This is a genomic window from Patescibacteria group bacterium, assembly GCA_020148145.1.
GTDB lineage: Bacteria > Patescibacteriota > Minisyncoccia > Minisyncoccales > JAHCRE01 > JAHCRE01.
In genome coordinates, this window is the sequence record JAHCRE010000016.1 from 154,650 (window position 1) to 173,926 (window position 19,277).

General features: G+C 32.4%; 18 protein-coding genes. 1 reads left to right on the forward strand and 17 read right to left on the reverse strand.

The annotated features are described in order from the left end of the window. Positions 1 to 11: 11 nt before the first annotated feature. From KJA15_02830 to KJA15_02910, 17 genes are all read right to left on the reverse strand, one after another. The gene (locus tag KJA15_02830) at positions 12 to 665 is read right to left on the reverse strand and encodes a methyltransferase domain-containing protein (protein ID MBZ9572237.1); all 654 of its coding nucleotides are present in this window, start codon (positions 663 to 665) and stop codon (positions 12 to 14) included. A 57-nt stretch (positions 666 to 722) separates the two neighbouring features. Further along, positions 723 to 1,898: a glycosyltransferase family 4 protein gene (locus KJA15_02835; protein ID MBZ9572238.1), complete on the reverse strand. Its 1,176-nt coding sequence runs from the start codon at positions 1,896 to 1,898 to the stop codon at positions 723 to 725. Positions 1,899 to 1,908: 10 nt separating this feature from the next. Then, positions 1,909 to 3,300: a hypothetical protein gene (locus tag KJA15_02840; protein ID MBZ9572239.1), complete on the reverse strand. Its 1,392-nt coding sequence runs from the start codon at positions 3,298 to 3,300 to the stop codon at positions 1,909 to 1,911. Positions 3,301 to 3,305: 5 nt separating this feature from the next. After that, positions 3,306 to 4,475 carry a glycosyltransferase family 4 protein gene (locus tag KJA15_02845; protein ID MBZ9572240.1) on the reverse strand — a complete coding sequence of 390 codons (1,170 nt, stop codon included), beginning with the start codon at positions 4,473 to 4,475 and terminating at the stop codon, positions 3,306 to 3,308. Continuing rightward, positions 4,465 to 5,268 carry a class I SAM-dependent methyltransferase gene (locus KJA15_02850; protein MBZ9572241.1) on the reverse strand — a complete coding sequence of 268 codons (804 nt, stop codon included), beginning with the start codon at positions 5,266 to 5,268 and terminating at the stop codon, positions 4,465 to 4,467. The genes KJA15_02845 and KJA15_02850 overlap by 11 nt, the downstream gene beginning before the upstream one ends. Then, positions 5,265 to 6,452: a glycosyltransferase family 4 protein gene (locus tag KJA15_02855; GenBank protein MBZ9572242.1), complete on the reverse strand. Its 1,188-nt coding sequence runs from the start codon at positions 6,450 to 6,452 to the stop codon at positions 5,265 to 5,267. Before KJA15_02855 ends, KJA15_02850 begins: the two co-directional genes overlap by 4 nt. Beyond that, on the reverse strand, positions 6,439 to 8,508 hold the full coding sequence (locus KJA15_02860; GenBank protein ID MBZ9572243.1) for a glycosyltransferase: 2,070 nt from the start codon (positions 8,506 to 8,508) through the stop codon (positions 6,439 to 6,441). The genes KJA15_02855 and KJA15_02860 overlap by 14 nt, the downstream gene beginning before the upstream one ends. A 9-nt stretch (positions 8,509 to 8,517) precedes the next feature. Continuing rightward, positions 8,518 to 9,642 (reverse strand): glycosyltransferase family 4 protein, encoded by a 1,125-nt coding sequence (locus KJA15_02865; GenBank protein ID MBZ9572244.1) that lies wholly within the window; start codon positions 9,640 to 9,642, stop codon positions 8,518 to 8,520. Between the two features lie 8 nt (positions 9,643 to 9,650). After that, complete coding sequence (locus KJA15_02870) at positions 9,651 to 10,397, reverse strand: class I SAM-dependent methyltransferase (protein ID MBZ9572245.1); 747 nt, start codon at positions 10,395 to 10,397, stop codon at positions 9,651 to 9,653. Continuing rightward, positions 10,387 to 11,496: a UDP-N-acetylglucosamine 2-epimerase (non-hydrolyzing) gene (gene wecB, locus KJA15_02875; GenBank protein ID MBZ9572246.1), complete on the reverse strand. Its 1,110-nt coding sequence runs from the start codon at positions 11,494 to 11,496 to the stop codon at positions 10,387 to 10,389. The genes KJA15_02870 and wecB overlap by 11 nt, the downstream gene beginning before the upstream one ends. A gap of 16 nt (positions 11,497 to 11,512) precedes the next feature. After that, a complete protein-coding gene (locus KJA15_02880; GenBank protein ID MBZ9572247.1) occupies positions 11,513 to 12,826 on the reverse strand; it encodes a flippase in 1,314 nt (437 codons plus the stop codon). Beyond that, entirely contained in the window at positions 12,819 to 13,787 is a 969-nt protein-coding gene (locus KJA15_02885; protein ID MBZ9572248.1) for a GDP-mannose 4,6-dehydratase, read from the reverse strand. The genes KJA15_02880 and KJA15_02885 overlap by 8 nt, the downstream gene beginning before the upstream one ends. After that, positions 13,768 to 14,553, reverse strand: coding sequence for a hypothetical protein (locus KJA15_02890; protein ID MBZ9572249.1), 786 nt, complete (start codon positions 14,551 to 14,553; stop codon positions 13,768 to 13,770). The genes KJA15_02885 and KJA15_02890 overlap by 20 nt, the downstream gene beginning before the upstream one ends. Positions 14,554 to 14,569: 16 nt before the next feature. Next, positions 14,570 to 14,827 (reverse strand): GIY-YIG nuclease family protein, encoded by a 258-nt coding sequence (locus KJA15_02895; protein ID MBZ9572250.1) that lies wholly within the window; start codon positions 14,825 to 14,827, stop codon positions 14,570 to 14,572. 81 nt (positions 14,828 to 14,908) lie between these two features. After that, on the reverse strand, positions 14,909 to 15,154 hold the full coding sequence (locus KJA15_02900) for a helix-turn-helix domain-containing protein (GenBank protein ID MBZ9572251.1): 246 nt from the start codon (positions 15,152 to 15,154) through the stop codon (positions 14,909 to 14,911). Positions 15,155 to 15,256: 102 nt separating this feature from the next. Then, positions 15,257 to 16,051 (reverse strand): HNH endonuclease, encoded by a 795-nt coding sequence (locus tag KJA15_02905; protein MBZ9572252.1) that lies wholly within the window; start codon positions 16,049 to 16,051, stop codon positions 15,257 to 15,259. Then, positions 16,023 to 16,832: a nucleotidyltransferase family protein gene (locus KJA15_02910; protein ID MBZ9572253.1), complete on the reverse strand. Its 810-nt coding sequence runs from the start codon at positions 16,830 to 16,832 to the stop codon at positions 16,023 to 16,025. The genes KJA15_02905 and KJA15_02910 overlap by 29 nt, the downstream gene beginning before the upstream one ends. A 37-nt stretch (positions 16,833 to 16,869) precedes the next feature. Here KJA15_02910 and KJA15_02915 point away from each other — a divergent pair, with 37 nt between their 5' ends. Then, positions 16,870 to 19,191 (forward strand): O-antigen ligase family protein, encoded by a 2,322-nt coding sequence (locus KJA15_02915; GenBank protein ID MBZ9572254.1) that lies wholly within the window; start codon positions 16,870 to 16,872, stop codon positions 19,189 to 19,191. Positions 19,192 to 19,277 lie beyond the last annotated feature (86 nt).

The following is a 19,277-nucleotide window of genomic DNA, read 5'->3' on the forward strand; positions in this document are numbered from 1 at the left end:
AATTGGTCTCTTTACCTTGGCTTACTACATTCTACATATAACGAGGAATCCAACGAGTCATCATTATTATATTCATATTCCATATGAGCGAGAGAAAACTTTTTACTTTTATGGGCAGGAGAACGTACAATATTAACAAACCCTGCTTCAGATAGTAGCTCTTGAAGAAATGAGAAATCAAACATAAGAAAATGTTGATTATCGCAGAGCGTGAAATTGTTGAATCTGCCACCTATGGAATTAAATTTATGCGGCCATTCACTTAATTTGTCAATTGCCTTGTTATTCCAAGCTTCAATTGCATATTCGAGAGAGGGAACCACTATTCTCAGGCAGCCACCTGGTTTTAACACCCGATAACATTCAGTCAAAAGCCTACCTAACTGTTTAATTTTGAAATGTTCTAAGGTGTGGGAAGTATAAATACCCTCAATACTATTATCTGAAAAAGGCAGGCCAAGAGTAAGATCAAGCCAAATATCCTTCTTTCGAAAAATATTTCCATCTATATTGACCATTCCCTCAATATACTTTTGACCAGAACCAAGATGCAACCAGGTATTACGGTATTTATTACAAGAAAATAATTTGTGCCACCACAAAGAGAAAATTGATAATTTAGCAAAAGTGCCAAAATAAATACTCTTAATGAATTGACTTACCATGATTTTTGGATATATTGTTCATAGTTTTAATTATTGCCAGTTTTTTCCTAAAGCCTTTTAGCTATTGGCTTTACTTAATCGCTGAAAAATTGATAATAATCTTTTAACATGGGCTTCCCAGCGAAATAATTTTGACCGTTCTCGACTCTTTTCTATTAATTTTTCACGCAGTTTAGTATTAGCGATAACTAATTTTATTTTATCCACTAAATCTTCAGGATTCAAAGGTTCAAAATACAGGGCTGAGTCAGCGCATACTTCTCTATTAACTGGGATATCAGAAGCAATGATAGGAAGCCCAGAGGCCATAGCTTCAATTAAAGGGTGACCAAATGACTCAGTAAGAGTTGGCCATAAAAATATATCAGCTTTTTTATACAAACTATCAATTTTTTCATAGGGGATTTTACCGGTAAAGATAATATTATCTTTAATTTGGAGATTGTCTAATAGTTCCTTATCTTCTTCATAAGTCGAGGTAGCCCTGGCAAGATTATCATTAAAATCTGCTGGAGTAATAAGTTGAAACTTCAAACCATGTTTTTTTAAAAGATTAAGAGCATAAAAAAGAGTTGAAAAATTTTTACGCTCAGTATACATAGTGGAATAAAGAAATTTATATACTTTTTTATTTTGAAAATCCTTTTTTTTAATATTGATGCCTTTTTTAAATTTCTCTAAATATGTACCGTAGTGATTTATAACTATTTTTTTTTCTGGAATTTTATATAATTTCTTAAAATCTTCGACCATGCTTGCTGTAGGAAACATTACCAAATTTGAAGATCTAGCCGAAAGATAAACAAGAAATTGTTTCAAATAAAATATAACTTTTCTCTTAAAAGAATACTTAGCGAAAATAATTTCTTTAAAATAAGGCATGGGGAGAAGATATCCCCTGACTAAAAGTAATTGTTTAACTGGACAAAATAAGGTGGCGAAGTTGGCGATAGAAAACAAAATATCTATCTTTTCTTTTTTTATTATTTTTCTTATAGCTACTTGATCCCACCAAACTCTTTTTAAATAAGATCCCTCACTGTAGAGAACAGGTAAGATTTTAATTCTTTTCGGATTAACTTCCTTAGCCGTTCGAGATGGTAAACAAATTATGTATTGATTATTAAAATCGGTTTTTTCCAATTCTTGAATCAAGTTTTTCAAATAGGTTAAAGCTCCCCCCATTTTTGAGGAAACAGCATTAATCAGGATTTTTTTATTAGAATCACTCATATTTTAAAGATTAGTCTTTAGAAAGATTCTTAAGCCTAAACAATATTCCCATAAAAAACCAGAAAAATATTAAAGTTGTGGCGTCACCAAAGATCTGGTGTCCCTTAAAGAACCAAAGGAGCATAAGAATTGAAAATAGACAAATGGAAAGACCCAAACTATATAAAGCTGTCTTTCTCAATCTCTTAAGTCGCCTTAACCAACTAAAGAATAGTTGGTCATAAAAGAAAATAAAAAGTAAAAGTCCTATAAAGCCTAATTCATATAATACCTTACCAAGGCCGCTCTCAATTCCCAATCTCTTGCTGGCAATCTCTTTTTCATACCATTCTTGACCCCCTGGTATATAGTGTAAACCCTGAGACCTTACCCCTAGCCCCAATCCAAAAAATCCAGAAAACTCTGCAGCAAAAGCAATTTCTGTTTTAGCTAGGGAAATACGATCCTTGATTGAAGATATAGAATTCCAAAAATATTCACTAATATCCTTAAAACCCAAATAGACCATACTTCCTGCAATTACCAAAATCAGGAAAACAACCATCAAGGAGCTACTAAGCCGGAATTTAAACAATTTTAATAATTGATATCTATAATAAATAAATATCCAAAATAGAATTCCTATTATAGATAAATACATTGGTGCTCTCCGACCACTAACAAATATTCCCAGCAAGGCAAGTATAGTCGAGGTAAATAATAGGAATCTCTGTTTTAATGAGGTTTCAGAATAAAACAAAAGCCCTAATCCCAATAGAAATAAAAAAAGGCTAAATCGAGCGTAGCGCTCAGCAGTACCAAAAATAGAAGGAACTAATTTTATCTTTCCTGCTTTAAAATAGTGTATCTCATGAGCCGCTTCTAGTGGCTGAACAAAACTAGAAGGTAGGTCATAAAAAAATATATATTGAAAAACAGCAATTAAAGCCAAAAGAATACTAGTGTAAACCAAAATCCGACAAAACTTTATCAAACTTTCTTTTTCTGAAAACATATAATACCCAAGAAAAAGTATAGGTAAGTACCAAAGATAACTTCTGAATCCAATCGCTGCGAACCACATGTTTGGCAAATTTGGATTCAGTGCTTCCACAACACACCATCCACCAAAAATAAAAAGCCCTGCAAAGAAAGGCGGTTTCCAGATTTTTTTCTGTTTAATTATAAAAGTAGCAAAAAAGGCAAAATAGGTAAGGAGAATGAGAACTTCTTTCAAAAGCATTATTTGAGGAGGTTGGCCCGGGAAGAGTCTCCGAATAATATCTTCGAGATAAAGCCAAATAAAAATTGAGATAATACCAATACGCCATTGACGAATTATGGCCAAAAATAGAATAACCAGGGAAGGGACAATCAATAAAAAAAGTGGGTTCTCAATAATTAGATTAAAAGGAATATTCATAAAAATTAGTTATTTTCCAAGGATAAATGCTTAATAATTAGTTTTTCTAGTTGAAGAGCAGTTTTTTGCCATGTAAACATTTCTTCAACCCTTTTTCTGCCCGCTTTTCCCATGGATTTAGCCATTTCTGGATTGCTAAGTAAAGTGATTATAGCTTCAGCTAATGCCCTTGAATCTTTCCAAGGAACAAGAAATCCAGTAATTTTATCTTGAACTATCTCTGGAATCGCTGTTGCTGAGGTAGACACAACCGGCAAACCAGAAGCCATAGCTTCCCCAATAGTTAACCCAAAACTCTCATGTTTGGTGGGAGCAACAAAAAGATAAGCATTTCGGTAATATTTATTTATTTCATCATAAGGAATGTGACCGTAATATCGGATATTCTCAGCTATCCCTAAATCCGCTATTGTCTGTATGTATGGTTCACGTTTCCCGCCCCCTAAAATATCAAGCACTACATTATTATACTTTTTGACTACTATGGAAAGTGCTCTAAGTAGAGTATCAATTCCTTTACTGGGAACAAATCCGCTGCAATAAAGAATCCGAGGTTTTTTCTTACTCTGATTCAAAGAAAATTTTTTTGTGTCAACGCCACAATAAATAACCACTATTTTGTCCTTAGGAATACCTAAAATTTTATGAGTTATTTTCTTCTGATATTGACTAAGACAGTGAACCACATCTGCCCTTAATAAAGAGAGTCTTTCAAAATATGAATCGCATCTGTGCAACCACTTACCTATATTCTTGGGATTAAGGTATTTTAACTTAGGTGTAAAAATTTTTTCATCTACATAAGTAGGATTTGGATGATGATATGAAGCTATATGAAATATAGAATTCTTTGAACAAAGACTTTTGAGATAACTTCCTTCTGGTCCGGTTGAAATAATTACGTCGATTTTATTATTTTTAAGATATGACCTTAAAAATCTAATTAAAGTCCAGATATATACCAGGGACAAGGACTTCAACCAGATAACCCTATACTTTGGGTTATTTAAAGCAGGAGGTTCTTCCTGAGCTAATTTATTTTTGATATAAATACAGACAACTTCATGCCCCAAGCCAACAAGATGATTACACATATAGTGAGTACTAATAAGACCGCCTCCAAAACTAAAACGTTGAGTAAATAAAATTTTTAGTTTTTTATCACTACTTGGCATACTTTTTGCTAGCTATTAAAATAGTAGTTACTGCAAAAAAAATATTTTTGGTTGAAAAGGAGCCATAAAATAAAAAAGAAACCAACTTGCTTATCAGATAAAGAAGATTACGTATGACATAACCTGCCAAATTTCTCCAGACAGGCCTTGATTTTCTAAATTTCTTATAGAAAGACCAAGGCACTCTCTGCCTATATCCTTCACCATAACTAATATTTTCGATGAAAAAATTATTCTCATTTAATATCAATTTTAGTTCCGTAAGCGTGAAAGGGTGGAGGTGTTTGTAAGGATTGGGGTGAGTCTCTAATTCAAATTGTGGAAATTTATTTTTAAAAATAAAATGCCTTTTACTTCTTAAATTGTGGATATTAGGTGTTGTAAGAATTAATTTTCCCTTTGGTTTTAATACTCTAGATATCTCTTCAATGGCAAACCAAGGATTTTTTAAATGTTCTATCACCTCAATAAATGTTACATAATCAAAAAAGTTATCCGGATATGGTAGGGGGTCACAATCTGAATTAACTTCTGAAACTACAAGACCAGATTCAGTAATGTAATCTCGTTTTAATTCAGTTACATAAACTTTTCTTCTCCACATTTTTGAAACAGCTTTAGCAAAATGTCCTGTGCCACCCCCGATATCTAAAAGTTGACCAGGGCTGCATTTTTCCAGAATTTTCAAAATACTATTGTGCGTTCCGGGATATGCTGCTTCTGGCATGCGTTCAATATCGTAAAAATCTTGACTCTGCTCTATCTTTTTGACTGAAGCGATTTTTTTCTTCATAAACTTGGGGTTGAAATAAACTCTAATGCTTTTAAAATTGCTTTTTCGCAAACATCGTAATTCCAATCAGAGATAATTTTCAACGACTTCTCCCCCATTTTCTTGCACTTCTCTAAATCGGAAATCAACTCTTTAAGATATTTAATAAGCATTTCTATATTACCTTTGAGATAAATAAATCCATTTTCTTCCCGACGGACAAGGTCAACTGCGGCTGTTACTCCATCGGTAGTAATAATAGGGAGGCTAAAACACATAGCCTCATTAATCACTAATCCCCACTTTTCTCTTATTGATGGTAAAACAAAGATATCAGCAACAACGTAATACTTGCCCAGCTCTGATTGATTTTTAAATCCCAAAAAGTAAACATTTTTAATATTTCTTTCTTTTTTATAGCTTTCTAGTCTTTCTCTATCCTCTCCTTCTCCTACAAAAATTAGAGCAGCTTTTTCTTGAATTTTTTCAAAAGCCTTTAAAAGGTCAAAAGGGGCCTTGATTTTATAAATTTTCCCTACGTAAAGAATTATTGGAAGCTTAAATGGAATGTTAAGCTCTTTTTTAATTTTTTCTTTTTTGGGCTGCCATTTTCTTCTCTGCTCAAAAAAATAATCATTATCAACTGAGTAGGGTCCTAAAAATAACTTATGCTTAGAAACTCCGTAATATGAATAAAACTCAGAGCTGCGAGTACCAATAGGTAGAAAAGCTTTTATTCTCCGAAATAATGGTCTAAGAACGACATTCTTTATTATTCGCCGCCATTCAGGCTGATGGGATAGAAGAAGAGTTTCTCCTCGAAATATAATTGGAGTTCGGGTTATCCAAGCTCCAAAAAAAGCTAACCAACTGGTGAATAAAGTATAACCATGAACCAAAATAGCGTTGTAGCGCTCTCTCCAAAGCTCCTTTATAATCCCGGGATTTATCAATCCCCAAAACTCAGTAGATGGATTTGGAGAGTGATTCTTAAGGAATTTATAGAAATAACCTTCCAAAAGAGGCTTATCCCATTTAACAGGAATTCCAAATTTAGGATCTAATTTTTTATTTACGCCGAAGTCAGAACAAAAATAAACCATAAGATCTATTTTAGGATGCTCGGCCAATTTCTGGAAAAGGGGGGTTTGATAAGGAATGGGATGAGAGGTTAAAATTGCTAATTTATATTTATTTCTTTTCATTTTTTTTAAACTCCCGTATATTCTCCAATTTAATATCTATTAAATGTTTTCTTTTTAAATTTACTGAAAGAATACAGGGATGAATACAAAAGCATTTTTTAACCGCTGCAGAAATTTTCTCCCACTTCTCTGACTTTAATATTTTTTTTACATCGTAATTGAATTCTCTTATATTATGGATTGGCTTAACTAATTCGCAAAAAGAAATGTCCCCATTAGCATAGATAACTAAATTTAATTCAGGTGCGACACAGGGAAATAAAAATTTTTTATCTCTAAGAATTTCTAAAGTGTATTTATTAAGTAAGTTCATATTTAAGTTCTGCCATTGATTCTCTAATAAAAATTCGCATATTTCTTCGCATTTTTCCATAGATGGTAATTTAACTAAGCGATCATTTTCAATAGACATTGGTTCAAAAATTAAATGTTGGTCTACTCCATAAACTCTTCCATCTCGGAACCAATTAAAGCTAAAATCTACGCCTAAATCTATAGAAACAAAATTAAATAAATCATAAAAATCTTTATAATTCATCTCCATTAAAGTAATTTGAGCCCTTACTCTGAAATTCGGACTATCCTGTTTTAATTCTTTTAACAAAAGAATTGTTTTTACTGCATTCTTGAACGCACCTTTCTGTCTTCTAATTTTATCATGCGTTTCTTCTAGCCCATCTAATGAAACAGTGATAACTAATTTTTGTCCCTTGGGTTTATTTGTTAAAATTTTATTTACTTTATTTTTTATTAATTCTGGAGCAAAACCATTTGTATTCATGCCAATACTTGAAACAAAAGGAGGTTCTTGAAATATTTTACAAATCTCTACAATATCCCTTCTTAGAAAAGGCTCTCCACCGGTAATAGATACTCCACCAATATTTTTTCTTAAAGAATGGTAAGTTTTTTCAATTTCGGGAATTGTTAGTTCTTTTTTTTTGATTTTAGGACTGTCACCTAAAAAACAATGAACACAAGAATAATTACATTGATTAGTGATAAACAAATAAAGTCCTCTTTTCCCACGTTTTCTTTTAATCCAAAATAAAACACTTCCCATAAAAGCAATAATTTTGTTCTCTAATAATATAGGGAGACGCAGAATTTTTTCAGAGAACTGAGAAAAAAGGCTTTGGTTTTCAGAAAGAAAATTTATTCGGTTTCTCATTTTAATTACAGGAAGAAAAAGAAAAAGCCAAATCCAAAAGAAAAAGCTTGTAAAATACTGCAATATTAAAAAGCAAAACTTTATTTTGTTGGAAGTGTTTTTAATTCTTTTTACTCCATTTCTTAAAAAGTTGAGATAAAAATCTAAACCTTTAAATATTGAAAAATTTTTAAAGAATAAATAAACTTTTTTATGAAAACGACTATGGTTTATTTCTGTTCTTCGGGGAAAATATTGATGCCAAAATTTCACTTTTGGCGTTATTGCGACTTGGAAACCAATTTTTTTTATCCGAAAAGATAAATCAACATCCTCAGGATAGTAAAAATAAAAAGGGTCGAATCCTCCAACTTTCTCAAAAACTTCTCGCCTTAATAAAGCAAAGTCGGATTGAATATAATCAACATCAAAATTTATTTTCCGAGGGATTTGATTTAAATAAGTAAGGTTTATCTCAAGCCCTTTGTCAAATTTTAGTAATCCATGTTGGGTTCTGGATAATTTTTCATCAAGAAATCCAATGCCCCCAAGTTCTCCTAATTTTTCGTGTTGACTAATTTCCCCTACTGCATTTGAAATTATACTTTTATCTACTAAAACAACATCTGAATCTAAAAAAAGAATGTATTCACCCTTGCTTTCCAAAAATCCTTGATTTCTTCCTATACAAGCTCCTTTATTTTTCCTATTTAAAATCAGTTTAATTTTTCTTTTTTTCGCCTGAAATTTAAGAAAATTAACTGTGCTATCAAAAGAGCCATTGTCAGCTACGATGATTTCTTTATGATGGTAATCCTGGGAATATACAGAATCAAGACACATTTTGCATGCTTTCTTTCTATTGTGAGTAAGAATAATTATGGACACTAAAGGTTTATTTTGCATATTGGTTTTTCACTTTAAAGAAAGAATAAGATTTCTCACTCTGTTTTTAAATTTATCAAATCCATAAACTTCACAGGCTCTTTTTCTTAAATATCGGCTATCTAACAATCTTTCTGGCACTTCTTTTTTTAATACTCTGATAATTGCATTGGTAATTTCGTCTACATTATCTGGGTCAACTAAAATCCCTAGTTCACCATCTAAAAGAGGTTCTCGGGAAGCATCTTTTTTTCCAGCAATTACTGGTTTTCCGCAAGCTAAGGCCTCTAAAAAAACGATTCCGAAACCTTCTTTCTTACTGGGCATTACAAAAACATCGCAAAGATTATAATAATCTGGTAATTCTTTCTCTGACACAAAACCAGTAAAAATCACTTTCTCCCTCACTTCCAGTTTAACAGCTAAATTCTTTACTCTTGGAATATCATCACCTCTACCAACAATAAGATATTTGACATTAGGAATTTGTTTTAAAATATAAGGTAAAGCTTTAATGACTTTATCATAACCTTTATTCTTCTCTGTAGTAGCCAACCGCGCGACAGTAAGGATAATTTTATTTCCCTCTAACTTATATTTTTTTATTAAACTTAAGTTTTTCGGTTTGGGTTGAAGACGATTAACATCAACGGTGTTGGGCAAAAGAAAAAATTTATTATCTTTTAAAATGACTTGTTGTTTTATTTTAGACTGAGTGAAATGACTCACCGAGACAATAAGAAAGGCTTTTTTAAATGCTTTTTTCTTTATCTTGCTTTTAATATCCCAGACTTCAATCCCATGAGTAATAATAATATACTGTTTACCCAATAAATATTTAGCGAAAAGAGCAAGAGGAGCAATATTAACATGGCCTATGAAATTTACTCTGGGATCTTGAACTAAGTTTAACCAAATAAAATTTATACACAGAATAATCTTATTTATAACTCTTAAGGGGGTCTTCCCACAACAAATAAATTTTATCTTTGAATTCGATTTAAATAAAGAAGGGGCTTTTTTATCATTTAAAAGCAAAGCAATGTACTGATTATCTTCTTTAATTTGGAAAAGAGCCTTAAGGAACTGTCGATTAAGGGTAGGAATACCTCCTCCTTTACTGAAAACTTCCGAGAAGACTAATAAATATTTCATAAGTAGATTTATTCCTTTTTTTCTCCAACCACAATAAGATTTTGAGTTAGAATCCCACTCCCAGGACTCCCAGTTTCTATTAGAAGATAAGTCCTTAAAAATACTCTTATAACGCGCCAAAGCAAAAATCTTACCAAGCTTTTTACGCCGTGAATTATAGGTTCCACAGGATAAAAAGAAATTTTTTTAAAACCGCAGGTCTTAAGAACCTGACCCAAACTTTTAGTAGTAAAAGCTGTCTCATGGGTAAAATCTCCATATCTTCTCTTCCCCCAGAAGGGACCTTCACTGTTTAAAGTAAGAATAATGATTTTCCCTTCTTTCTTAAGCGCTCTATAAATTTCATCTAAAAGTAGGATGATTTCATCTTTCTTAAAATGCTCTAGAACATCTCTCAAAGTAATTAAATCAAGTGTATTCTGACGATTTTTAAGATATTCGAGAATGTCTGCTCTCTCAAGATTTCTAATACCCAATTCCCTGGCAGTATCGATCTGTTCCTGGGAAATATCTATTCCATAACTGTTCTGATAGCCTTCTTTTTGTAGAAAATAGAGAAATCCACCACATCCACAGCCTGCATCTAAAATCTTGGCATTTTTGTCTTTGGGTAAGTGTCTCTTAAAATAACCTTTATGAACTACAAACTTCTCTTCTAAGTCTTTATGGAAAACTCTTTTTTTCTCTTCTAAAAATTGACTTACATAAACATTATAAATCCTTTTTCTGTAATTATATTCTTGATTATCCTTCATATTTTTTCCTTATAATGTTTACAATTCTCTTGGCTGTTTTGCCATCCCAATATTTGGGGATTTTTCCTTTTTTGGTTTTGCCGTTTAAAATCTTCAAACTTTCCTTAATAATGTTTTCTTTTTGAAGCCCGATTACTTTATTTGTCCCAATTTCGCAAGTAATAGGTCTTTCGGTTACTTTTCTTATAGTTAAACAAGGAATGCTCAAGACCGTTGTTTCTTCTTGAATCCCGCCACTGTCAGTTAGAACTAATTTAGCATTTCCCATTAAATTTAGCATATTCAAATAACCGACTGGTTTTACTAAAATTAAATTTTTCATTCTTTTAATCTTATCTTTAAAACCAAACTCTTTAATTCTTTTTTTAGTCCTAGGGTGAATTGGGTAAATTATTTTAATTCTTTTTTGAATCTCTGTTAATGCCTCTAAAATCCCTCTAAAAACTTCCTTATAATCAACATTTTTTGGTCTATGTAAGGTAAGTAGGGCATATTGCCTTCTTCGAAATCCAAATTTCTGGAGAGTTTTACGTTTCAAAAAAATATTTTTATATCTCAAAAGGGTATCAATCATTATATTACCGACAAAAAAGATTTTTTTTCTTTCTAAGCCCTCTCTTAAAAGATTCTTGATTGCTGATGGTTCAGTGACAAAAAGATAATCTGAAATTTGATCAGTTAAAAGTCGATTAACTTCTTCTGGCATTTTGAGATCAAAACTGCGTAACCCCGCTTCAACGTGGGCTACCGGAATATGAAGTTTTACTGCTGTTAAGGCTCCGGCTAAGGTTGAATTTACATCGCCAACCACGATTACTAAATCCGGTTTTTCCTTTAAAATAACTTTTTCAAATCTAATCATTATTTCCCCTATTTGATAAGCATGAGTGCCAGACCCTACTCCAAGATTATAATTAGGTTTGGGGATTTTTAATTCTTGAAAAAAAACTTTTGACATTTCGAAATCATAATGCTGACCAGTATGGACTAAAACTGTTTTAATATTCCGATGCTTTTTAAATTCTTCTATCAAAGGGGCGATTTTTATAAAATTTGGCCTGGCCCCGGCAACAATTAAAATTTTGATATTTTGAGGCATTTTATTATCTCTTTAATCAATGGAGGTTCTTTCTCCAATATCTAATTTGTTTAATTAATTCCTTTAAACTCCTAAAATCTTCTTTTTTAGGAATTAACAAATTTTCCAAACGAAAAGGGGAAATAGAAATTTTTTTATAGAAAAAGATAAACATCAAAGCCATCACTAAATAAGAAATTAAAGCAGCTATTGCTGAACCATTAATTCCTAAACTAGGAATTAAAATTAGGCTAAATCCGAAGCTAAAAAATAAGGCGACGAAAGCGGCTATAGCATAATATTGAGGGAAACCCTTTCCTACAATATAACTTCCCAGAACCTTAGCAATAGAAGAAACAATCATTCCGATAATTAAAATTCTTAAAGCCAATAATCCTTGCATAAAGACTTGGCCAAAAAATATTTTTATTATCCAAGGAGCGAAAATAGCCAGAATAATTCCTATTAAAAATGTAAAAAAGAGACTAATCCGGCAACACTTTTTAGTTAATCTTTCGGCCTCGAAGGCCTTAGTCTCTGCTGAAACTTTAGGGAAGAGAACAGTCCCTAAACTGACCGGAACAAATTTTAAGGCCGTCCCTAAAAATAAAGCTATTGAATAAATACCCACCGCTGTTGGATTGAGAAAGAAGTTTATTAAAAATATCCCTAATTTTAAATCCATTGTCTGGGCAATATCCCCTAATTGCCCCTTCAAGCCAAATTTAATACTATCTTTTATAACTAAGAGATCAATTCTTGGTTTTAATAAGGGGGTATTTTTGAAAAGAAAAAAAAGAGCAACCAAAAAACCAATTACTCCAATGAAAATCAAAATAAAGACTGCGGTTTTTACTTCTGGAAAAATTAAAAGAAAGACTAAAAAAGCTCCAATAGTAATGACGCGAGTGATTATAAAAGTTAAATTGTAGCTAAAAATCCTTTGAAGGCCTAATAGCAAACTACGAAAAAGATTACCAATTAAGTAAAAAGGAAGAGATAAACTAACAAGTAAAATAAAGGAGGGGGCTATTTCTTGAAACAGATTTGGCAAAGAAAAATTTAAAAGGACTATTCCAGCAATTAATAAAATACCCAATATTACACCTACAAATAAAGAATTCCCGAAAAGAACAGATAAAGAATATTTTTTAGAACTAATAAAATAGATATTAGCAAAGCTGAGTCCTAAACCGCCCAGAAGAATAGAAACAGCAATAAGGCTCTGCAAAAATGCGAAAATTCCTCTTCCCTCAGCCCCTAAAATTCTAGCCGTAAGAATGGCTGTAATTAAACCGCAAAAAGCTGCAAAAACTTCGGTAATAAAAGTAAAAAAAGATTCTTTAACCATTTTTGTACCAATCAATCATTTTTTTAAGACCCTCCTCCAGAGATACCTTCGGATAAAAATTAAGAAGTTTAATCATTTTTCCTACCTCTGGAAAACGATGTCTTACGTCTATATCTATTTTTCTATTCTTTACCAATCTGGGTTTAATTTTTCCTTCAAGACCGACTAAATTAATTATTTCGGTCGCTAAATCAAAAATTGTTAAAGGCCTACCGCTACCAATATTTATTATCTGACCACTGGTTTTCTCTAATTTCATTGCTCGCCAAGATGCCTCTACATTATCATCAATAAAAGTAAAATCTCTTGTCTGACGCCCATCGCCAAATACTGTTGGAGACTGACCAGATAAAACCTGCCTTATAAATATCCCCACCACAAAACCATAATCACTTCCGTCCTGCCTAGGACCGTAAACATTGAAGAATCTCAAAGAACAAGTTTTTAGGTTATGTTTATAATAATAAGCCTCTAAAAATTTTTCTCCTATTAGTTTAACGGCAGCGTAAGGTATCTGTGGATTTATTGCTCCCTCTTCTTTTTCTGGCAGCTCTCTAGACTCTCCGTAAACCTCGGAGCTGGAGGCAAAAACAACTTTGGGTCTACCATATTTTAGTGATAGTTCTAGGATATTTTTAATTCCTTCTGCATCTTTCAATACCATCAAAGGATTCTCAAGAGTTCTTTTTACTCCAACTGTAGCTGCATAATGAAATACTCCATTAAATTTATATTTTCTAAAAATAAGGGAAATATCTTTAATTTGGTTTATATCTCCTTTAATAAAAACGAAATTCGGATTTTTTTTAATTGTTAAAATATTTTTTAAGGTCCCGGTACTTAAATTGTCAAAACAGACAACCTTGTGTCCTATTTTTATTAGCTTTTCACATAAATGAGATCCAATAAATCCTGCTCCACCGGTAACTAAAAATGTTTTTTTATTTTTGTTTTTTTGCATATTTCAAAATTAAATTCAGGGCTTTATTCTTGCAATATTTCTTAAGTATTGTGGCGTTTTCGCAAATACAGTGTCCACCAATGCCGCCTTTTGGAGGATAAAGAACTGGCCGAACAACATTCTTCTTACCCAACTTTTTATATCCTTCATTATAGGTTCTGTTAAACTCAGTTACCGCTTTTTCAAAATCAACCCCGGCCTTATCACAAATTTTTTTCATTTCTCCGTGCCAGGCAATACAAAGACCATAATAAGAAGTACTAAAGAGTTTTCCTATTTCAACGATTACCGATGGCTGAAATATCCTTGTTTTTATTCCCAGGCTTTCTAAATGTTTTTTGGCTAATTGACCTGCTTTTTTATTCTCGGTACCAATATATTTTACGAATGTTTTAATTCCTTCGTAAAGATAAGGATGAACTCCCCTTACCGGGCTGTAAACTATCATCTTCAGTTCTTTAGGTAAGGCTGAAACCAATTTTTTTGTGGTGAAAGGGGCAATAGAAGAATGAATAATAGTCAACTTTGGCTTAACTTCTTTTATTTCTTTTTTAACTATTTTTATAAAATTAGGAATCCAAGGGATACAGATATGTAAGACCTCTACCCCCTTTAATCCATCGTCCCTCTTCAAATCCTTTATTTTTACTTGCCCGCCGAAGCGTTTGCGAAGGTGGGGACTCTTGTAGAATTTAGCTAAAGCTCGACCCATTTCACCATAACCCAGTATGCCAATTTTTGATTTATTTTTTTTAGTCATAGGCATAGAAATTACCACCCCGTTAGAAACCTTTAGCGAAAAAGGATTTTAATCTATTTTTTAGATATCTTCTACCCATTCCTGATTTAAGGTATTTTTCTCTTGCTTGGGCATCCTTTCTATTTAAACCGGCCTCATAATAGATGAGTTTCCATGGGATTCCATATTTAGTAGACCTATTCTTGCCCGAATTATGTGTTAAAATTCTTTTTCGCAAATCTTTGGTTGAACCAATATACCAATCTCCTTTATTACTTTGTAAAACATAAATATACCACACCCCGTTAGAGATTACAAAGATAAAGAGAAAACACAGAGAAAACAAGTCTCTAACGGGGCACATAAACGGTTTCTAACGGGGCTACCATTTCTCAATGGTTTTTTTGGTTTTTCGTTTGAGGCGCTGATAAAAATTTACCGCCTTTCTCTCGACCTTTGGAGAAACTAATCTTAAAATTTCTTTCCCCCAGATTCTATATCTTCCCCCAACTTTGTTTGCCCGGATTATTCCGTTTTTTAGGAAACGCTTAATAGTGCTGCTACTTATTTTCAAAAAATCTCGGGCTTCTTTAGTTGTGTAAACCTCATTTGGTTTTATTTCTTCCATATTTCCATAATAAGACACCCCAAAAGGGGTGTCAAGAGGTATCAATAGAGGTCAATTCATGGCCATTTTTGCAGTTGTCCCTAGCACTTGGGAATTCCCCAATTACTTTTTTAATTTTCTTCCATAGCTTTCTGTTTTGTAATGACAATTTCTGCAAAGGGTTATTCCATTCGAAATATCCAAAACTAAAGAAGGATATCTTGATACTGGTTTAATGTGATGTACTTCCATAACTCTTTTTTCCCTAAATCTTATGCCACATTTTTGGCAGGTGTAATTATCACGTTCTAAAATTTTCTTGGCCCAATTCTTTAATTCTACTCTTAGTCTATGTGCTAATGTCTCTTCTCTTTTGGTTAAACCTCCTTTCCAATTTGGATTCTTGGAACCTAGGTGTTTTTCAATATATTCTTTATTTTGCCAAAGTTTTTTAATAATATTGCTTATTTTATTTCTTATTTCCAGATTATCTCTATATTGCTTTAGCTTTGTCTCTCTTATTTTGTTTTTTATAGCTTCTGAGAGCTGCTTTCCCCAATTAGGGTGTTTCGGTCCTCTAATTGCTTCACTTATCTTTCGTTTTGTCTCCCCTAAGAGTCTTTTTCCTTTTTGAGCTTGACTAATTTTTTTTCTTGTTTCTTCGGAATGATGCTTGCCCAACATTAATGGTTTTCTTTTCCCTTCTCTCCATTGCCTTTTCATGGCTTCACTAATATTCCTTCTATGTTCTTCTGAAAATTTTCTACCTTTCATTGCCAAACTTGTTTTCTCTCGTTCTTTCTCATCTTTATATCTTTCTTTCTGAGCTAAACTCATTTTTCTTTTGTATTCGTTAGTTCTTATGTATACTCCAGTTGGCATATTATTTTTATTTCCATTTACGAATTGCAGTTTCATAACGCTCGAAAGTTCCTGTGTCCATCCATTTACCATTAAATTTAAAACCTGTTAATTTTTTTTCTTTGGCTAATTTTGGGAAAAGGTCTTTTTCAATCATTGAAAACTTGGGGCCAGGATGATAATTGAAAATTTCAGGGGAAAGTAAATAAAGACCAGAAGAAATATATTGAGTCGTGGATTTCTTGCCCGCCCAAGTTTTCTTTAAAATTTGGGCGGGTGAAGGTTTTTCTAAAAACTCTTGAACTAAACCATTTTTGCAAATAACAACTCCATAATCTTGAGGATTTGGAACTTTCACTAAAGCTATGGTTGCCGGGGTTTTCTTTTTTTGATGGAAATTTTTCATTTCAAATAATTTTATCTTTTTTAACTCATCACCATTAGTAAAAAAGAATGGTTCGGCGGGCTCACCACTAGGTGACCCTTTAGAAAGCCAATCTTTTAAATAAAAAAGGCCTCCAAAAGTTCCCAGAGGCTTTTTTTCTTCAAATATCTTAATTTTTTCTTTAGGATAATATCTTTTTTTCCACCAATCAAAATCTTCCCGGAAATCTCTATTAATTAAAATAGCTATTTTTTTTATTCCGTAAGAATGAAAGAGGTCAACCAAATGATTTAAAATGGGTTTTCTTTTTATTGGCAAAAGGGGTTTTGGTAACTCTTTAGTTATTGGATAAAGTCGAGATCCCGCCCCTCCGGCCAAGATTACTGCTTTCATCGACCGGAGCTCTACTCTGGTAGAGTGTAGGTCATAATTAGATAATCTAGTTTTTTTCATTTGTCTTTTTTACTTTTTCTTTATAATATAAAATTGTATGAAAATCAAGGGCTCTAAATTAAGATGGATCTATTTGATTGGTTTTTTCTTGATTTTGATTTTACCTTTATTTAATATTCCGCCCTGGCTTTCTCCACCTGCCTTTGGGAAAACTGTTATATTTAGAATCATCCTGTCTTTAATTATTTTTCTATTTTTGTGGAATTTTTTCTTTTCAGAAGAACGAAAACTGTTCTCAAATCTTTATTTTCTGCGGGGTAAATCAAGACTCACTTTTTATCTTTTAATTGCCCTATTTTTAATTTTTCTTCTAGCTACTATTTTTTCTTTAGACCGGCATTTTAGCTTTTGGGGATCTCCTTATAGGGCAGGTGGTTTTCTAAATTTTGCTTTTTATTTAATCTTTGGAGTCTTAGCTTTTTTAACTGTTCACAAAAAGGACTGGCAAAAAATCTGGAATTTCGCCTTAATTATTGGTGTTTTAGTTTCAATTATTGCCATTTTACAACAATTTGAACTATTTAGTAAAATTTTAATTCCTTATACCTACCGTCCTGTTTCCACCCTCGGAAATCCAATCTTCTTAGCAATTTATCTATTGCTTCTTAGTTTCTTAGCTTTGACCTTTGGGATTCAGGAAAAAAGTTTTAAAAAACGGTTTTTTTATTTTTCTGTCCTGGCCTTAATGCTCTATGCAATTTTAATAACTGAAACTAGAGCTACCTATCTTGGCTTGGCGGTTGGGATTCTATATTTTATTCTCTTTTATCCAAGAAGGTTATTCTGGCTAAAAATTTCTTTTTTTATTCTTTTTGTTTTAGGGATTCTTGGGTTCTATTTTTTAAAAACTAATCCCGATATTTTTGCAACTCAAAATTATGTTCTCCAAAGAATTATTGACAGAATTTCGAGTATCTCTATAAGTGCCGGCGAGGGTAGAATTTCTGGCTGGAAAGTTTCTCTTAAAGCGATAAAAGAAAGACCAATTCTTGGCTGGGGACCAGAAAATTTCTCAATAGGTTTTGATAAATACTATGACCCTTCTCTCCCCGAAATAGTTTCCTCTTTCGGGGGTGGCTGGTGGGATAGAGCCCATAGTTTCATTTTTGACATAAGTATCTCGGCCGGAATTCCAGCCTTAATAATTTATCTTTCTATTTTTGCTGCTTTATTTTTGGGATTACAAAAGGTTAAAAAAAAGAGGCCCGACAAAGAATCCCTAATTTGTCATGGCGTCCAAGCCACTTTTTTAGCTTATCTTACGGCTAACTTTTTTAGTTTTGACACTTTTTCAACTTATCTTATTTCATTTTTACTCATCGGCTATTCTTTACACTTAACTTCGTTAAATACAACTGAAGAAGCGTTAAAGACTACACCAAGAGATGATGCGCCTTTGTTTAAACTGCCTTATAGAATTTCTAAGTGGCGAGGAATTATAATATTTCTTCTCTTTGTGGGCTTGGTGTGGTTTATTTATTTTTACAATATAAGGCCAGTTCAAATTAATAAAGAAATAAACTGGGCTGGTCATTATTCAGAACATACATATAAAGGCTTTAATAAAGCTTCGGCAAAAATAGAAAAAGTCTTACCCTCTCATAGTTTCTTAGACCATTATCTAAAACTGCAATATAGTGATATAATTGCCAAGGGCATAAAAGAAGAACCAGAAAGAAAATTAGAGCTCGCCCAAAAAATAATTCCAATTCTAAAAGAAGCTGTGAAAATAAGGCCTTATTATACCAGAGATTGGATTTTTCTGGCAAGTTATACAAACATCTTGATTGAGAAAAGTCGAGCTCTTAATCCTGGGGCTATTGAAAGATTAAAAGATGAGGCAAATTATTATTTAAAAAAGGCTCACCAGTTAAGTCCAAAACGACAAGAAATTTTTTCTGAATGGATAAAGACTGACCTTTTAACTGATGAATATCAAAAGGCAAAAGAAAAAGCTCAACAATGCATTGACTTAAACCCTGAAATGGCTAAGTGTTGGTGGTTAAAAGGTTTGGCTCATCGTTACGCCGGTGAAGAAAAAGAGGCCAGGGAAAATATAGAAAAAGCGGTGGAAAAAGGATACGATATCAATTCAAAATCTTCTCTTTTACAATTGGCTACAGTATATGGAAAAATGGTTGAAAGTTCTGGGGATCTTAAATATTATCAGATTTTATCTGATACTTACCAAAAATTAATAAATATTGAACCTAAAAATTTTCAATATCATGCATCTTTGGCTTATATTTATAAAATGTTAGGCGATTATGAAAAAGCTCGCCAGGAAGCAGAAATAGTGCTTAAACTTTCACCTGAATCAAAAGAAAATGTGGAAGAGTTCTTGAGAAGCCTGAGATAAAGTTAATTAATTAATTTTCTTCAAAACCTAAACCCCCCACCAGAATCTGGTGGGGGGTGGATTTTTTACTCAAGCCGCCCAAGGAT